Source organism: Streptomyces bambusae (genome assembly GCF_019400985.1).
Classification (GTDB): Bacteria; Actinomycetota; Actinomycetes; order Streptomycetales; family Streptomycetaceae; genus Streptomyces; species Streptomyces bambusae_A.
In genome coordinates, this window is record NZ_WTFF01000451.1 from 1 (window position 1) to 4,620 (window position 4,620).

The following is a 4,620-nucleotide window of genomic DNA, read 5'->3' on the forward strand; positions in this document are numbered from 1 at the left end:
CGCGCAGGCGGCCGGAGCGGCCGGCCGGGCGGCCCTCGACCGCGGCCGGGGCGGGCCGCCGGGAGCGGTCCGGGGCGTCGAGCCGGAAGCCGCTGCCCTGGGTGTCGGGGGCCTCGGTGAGCAGGGCCGCGGGCAGCAGCACCACCGCGGTGGTGCCGCCGTACGGGCTGGGCTGGAGGGAGACCTTGACGCTGTGGCGCTGGGCGAGGCGGCTGACCACGAACAGGCCCAGCCGGTCGGTGTCGGAGAGCGCGAACTCCGGCGAGTCGGAGATCCGCAGGTTCGCGTCGAGCAGGGCCTCCGGGGTCATGCCGAGGCCGCGGTCGTGGATCTCCAGGGTGAAGCCGTTGGCGACGCGCTCGCCGTGCACCTGCACCGCGGTGTGCGGGGGCGAGAACACCGTGGCGTTCTCCAGGAGTTCGGCGATGAGGTGGGTGATGTCGGCGACGGCCGGGCCGGCGATGCCGAGCCGGGGCAGCCGGCGTACCTCGATGCGCTCGTAGTCCTCGACCTCGGCGACGGCCGCCCGTACGACGTCCATCAGCTGGACCGGCTTGCGCCACTGGCGGGAGGGCGCGGCGCCGGAGAGGATCACCAGGCCCTCGGCGTGCCGGCGCATGCGGGTGGTCATGTGGTCGAGGCGGAAGAGGTCGGCGAGCTCCTCGGTGTCCTCGGTGCGCCGCTCCATGGTGTCGAGCAGGGTCAGCTGGCGGTGCAGCAGGACCTGGTTGCGGCGGGCGAGGTTGACGAACACCTCGGAGACGCCGCGGCGCAGTTCGGCCTGCTTGACCGCAGCCTCGACGGCGGCCCGCTGGAGGGTGTTGAGGGCCAGGCCGACCTGGCCGACCTCGTCCTTCTCGTACTCCAGGTTCGGCGCCTCGGTCTCGACGTCCACCTGTTCGCCGGCGGCCAGCCGGCGCATGACGCTCGGCAGCCGGACGCCGGAGGCCTCGTGGGCCTCCTTGCGCAGCCGGGACAGGTCGCGGATCAGGTCGCGGCCGATGCGGACGGAGAGCACCAGGGAGATCGCGAGGGCGAAGAAGCCGAGGATGCCGGCGACGGCGGCCTTGAGCAGGACGTCCATGGCGACGGGCTCGACCCGCTCCTGGTAGCGGTCGCCCGCGGCGGTGCCCATCCGGGCGAGGTCGTCGAGGACGTGGGCCGAGGCCTCGTCCCACTGGGCGGAGGTCAGGCGCGGGTTCTTGCCGGGCCCGGCCGAGATGATCTTCTCCTCGGCGTCGCGCAGCGGCTTGGTCTGCGGACCCGACCAGTACTGCTCGAAGGTCTCGCGGTCGTCGGCCGGGAGGATGCCGAGGTTGACCTGGTACAGCAGCTGCCGGTTGGCGGCGAGGTCGGAGACCCGCCGCAGGTCGGTGCCGCTGACGTTGCGGGCGGCCAGGGCGGAGGCGATGACCGCGTCCTCGCGCGCGAGGGCCTCGCGGGCGCGGGTGATGCCGACGAGCGCCCGGCCCTCCTTGTCCATCTGGACGTCCTCCAGCGCGTGGAGGTTCTGCAGGAAGTCGTAGCAGGGGTCGACGAGCCGGTTGTACAGCTCCAGGGCCTGGCCGGGGTCGAGGCGGGTCTGGTCGACGGAGGACCGCAGTGCGTCGATGCCGTGGAAGGCGTCGAGGATGGAGCGCAGGCGGCGCAGGGCGTCCGGGTCGAGCTCCTCGACGACCTCGGGGTCCTTGGCGTTCGCTGCCAGGCCCCGGACGATCTCGTCGGTCTCGGCGCGGCGCTTGGTGAGTTCGGCGGTGGCGGCCGAGGCGCGCGGGTCGCCGAGGACCACGAGGGTCTGGCGGCGTTCCTTCTGGACGACGCGTACGACGTCCTCGACGGGGTAGCCCACCTTCTCGATGACGTAGGCGACGTCGAGGAGTCTGATGGCCTGGCGGCCGGTGATGACGGTGGCGAAACCCCAGAGCGCGGTCAGGGAGACGAGCGGCACGAGGAGCAGCGCCACGATCTTCCGGCGGATGGACTTCCCGCGAAAGCGCATGGCCTCCCCAGCCTCCCCCAGCTCCACCCCGCTGCTGGGGGTTGGTGTTCCGTCAATTAAACGGCGTGAGCCTACTACTGACGCCGAGTTCACTCGAAGGCCTGTCCGGACGTTTTCAGCCGGGCCCCCGGGTGAAGATCACCAGTTGTCCGATACTTCCGGCCACCAGCAGCCCGATATGTGGCACATGACACTTGGTGCGGTGTCAGTTCGCGTAGGGGAATGGATGGCTGGAATTCTTCGTTCCGGCACGAACGGGGACGGTCGGCCCCTCGCGGACGTCTTCCTCGTGGAGGGAATCTCGAAGCGGGTTCGAGCGTCCTTGCGTTCACAGCGGCGGCGCGGGCCGCGCGGGGTGGGGAGTGGGCGGAGATGAGCAGCGGGTACGACGGGTTCGGCGTGGAAGGGCCCGGTGGGCAGCGGTCGTTGTGGGTGGAGGAGCCGGCCCGGCGCCGGCGGCTCCCGGACCCGGTACGGACGGCGGCGGTCCGCGCGGTGATCATCGTGGCGGTCACGCTGACCGAGGCGAGCGTGGCCTTCTTCCTGGCCCTGACCGGGTCGTGGCTGGCGTTCCCGATGGTGCTCGGCGCGCTCGCCGGGATCGTGGTGGCGACCTGGGGGGTGCTGGACGTGTGGATCACCCGGCAGATGTGGATCCAGCGCTACGGGGTGGTGTCCGAGCCGAGCAGCACGGCCCGGCCCGGCCGCGCCTGACGCCGGGGCGCGGCGGACGGCGGCGGGCCGTCCCATGGCAGGACCCGGCCGGCGCATGGCAGGGCCCGGCCGGCCCGGGCCCGGGGTCAGGCCGGGGTGCGGGGTCAGGCCGGGGTGCGGCGGAACATCCGGGTCGCCGTGATCTCGCCGTGGATCGTCTCCCCCTCCGCCGCCTGCTGGGGCAGACCGGGCCGCAGGTGCTCCTCCACGCTGATGTACTTCAGGCCCGCCCTCAGGTCCGCGTCGTTGCGCAGCCGGATGACCAGGGGGAACTCCGCCAGCGCGGTGGTGTCGAACAGGCCCGTCGTGTACAGCAGCTGGACGCCCAGGGCGTCCGAGACGGCCCGCTGGAGCTCCAGCAGGTACGTGGCGTTGGCGCGGCCGATGGGATTGTCCAGGAACAGCGTGCCCGCGTGCCGGTGCCGGTCGCGGCCCCGGTCGTTGCTGCGCAGCGCGGCCATGGTGCAGTACAGGGCGATGGCGGCGGTCAGCAGCTGGCCGCCCGAGAAGACGTCGCCCATCTGGCCGACCGGCACCCGCTCGGCCCGCAGCACGGCGTCCGGCTTGAGGATCTCCACCGCGATGCCCTTCGGCTGGAGCGCCGCCTGGACGCCGCGCAGCAGCAGGGACATGCCGTCGCGGCGGCCCTCGCCGAAGGCGGCGTTCTTCTTCACGGCCGACCGGGTCGCCTCGTCGATGACCTCGCCCAGCCGCTCGGTGAGGGTGGCCTGGTCGGGCTCCTCGAAGCGGATGCGCAGGAACTCCTGGCCCGACCACTCCCCCAGGCCCTCCGGCAGCTGCGAGAGCCTCTGCGCGGAGCGCAGGGTGGCCAGCGCGGACTCGACCAGTCCGCGCAGCCGGTCCACGATGCTGTCGCGGTTGCGCTCCAGCTGGGCGAGCTCGTCGGTCAGCACCCGCAGGCGCGGGGCGAAGGCCGCCGCCCAGGCCGCGGCGTGCTCGGGCAGCGCGGAGGCGGGCAGTTCGCGGATCTGCTGGCGGGCGGGGGTGCGTACCTGCTCGTAGCGGGTCGCGTTCGCGTGCCGGACCAGCACGTCGGAGGCCTCGCGTACGGCCGACTCGGCGGCGGACAGCTCGCCCGCGCAGCCCCGCAGCGAGCGCCGGGTCTCGGCGGCGGACTGCCGGGCCTCCTCCAGGGTGCCGGGGTAGGCGCCCGTGTCCTGCTCGTCGTCCTCCTGGTGGGGGCTGTGGTCGCGCAGCAGGTCCCGCAGCAGGGACGCGGTCTCGTCGAAGCCGGAGGCGCCGTCCTCGGCCGCGCGGTGCGCGCGCAACAGGTCGGCGTGGGCGGCGCGGGCGCTCTCCACGGCCGCGGTGTGCGCGGCGAGCTGGGCGGTGGCGGTACGCAGCAGGCCCTGGGCCTGGTCGACGTCGGCCGGGACGAGCTCCTCGGGGAGGTCGGTGTGGGCCTCGGCCTCGGCCGGGGCGAGGCGTTCCGCCTCGCCGCGGAGCCGGCCGAGCTGCTCGCTGGCCGCCGAGGCCCGGGACTCCAGCATCTGCACGAGGGACTCGGCGCGGGCCGCCGCCGCCTGGCGGGAGGGGCCGTCGGCGCCGTCGGTGCTCTCCAGGAGCTGGGCGGCGCGCGTGCGGACCTTGTTGGTGAGCCGGTCGAGCTCGGCGAGGGCGGCGCTCTCGTCGCTCTCGGCGCGGGCCTGCTCGGCGCGCAGGTCGGCGCCGACGCCGACCTTCTCGTACAGCTGGGAGGCGGCGCGGTAGGCCTCGCGGAGGTCCGGGAGCGGGATGCGCAGGTCCTCCTCCTCGGGGAGCTGGTCGGGGGCGCCGGCGATCTCGGCGCGTTCGGCGCGCAGCGCACGGGCGGTGCGGTGGGCGTCGTCGGCGGCGCGCTGGGCGGCCCGGCGGTCCTCGTCGGCGGCCCGGGCGCGGTCCAGGCA

Annotated in this window: 1 protein-coding gene and 2 pseudogenes; 1 reads left to right on the forward strand and 2 read right to left on the reverse strand. The window is 74.1% G+C overall.

The annotated features are described in order from the left end of the window. Positions 1-1,999: sensor histidine kinase (locus tag GPJ59_RS33730; RefSeq protein WP_219671747.1), on the reverse strand; the 1,999-nt coding region annotated here is incomplete at its 3' end. 222 nt (positions 2,000-2,221) lie between these two features. On the opposite strand from GPJ59_RS33730, the pseudogene GPJ59_RS38985 reads away from it, so the two are divergent. Beyond that, positions 2,222-2,698 (forward strand): annotated as a pseudogene (locus GPJ59_RS38985) (hypothetical protein); the annotation flags it as partial. A 119-nt stretch (positions 2,699-2,817) separates the two neighbouring features. On the opposite strand, the pseudogene GPJ59_RS33740 reads toward GPJ59_RS38985, so the two are convergent. Further along, a pseudogene (locus tag GPJ59_RS33740) lies at positions 2,818-4,620 on the reverse strand (hypothetical protein); the annotation flags it as partial.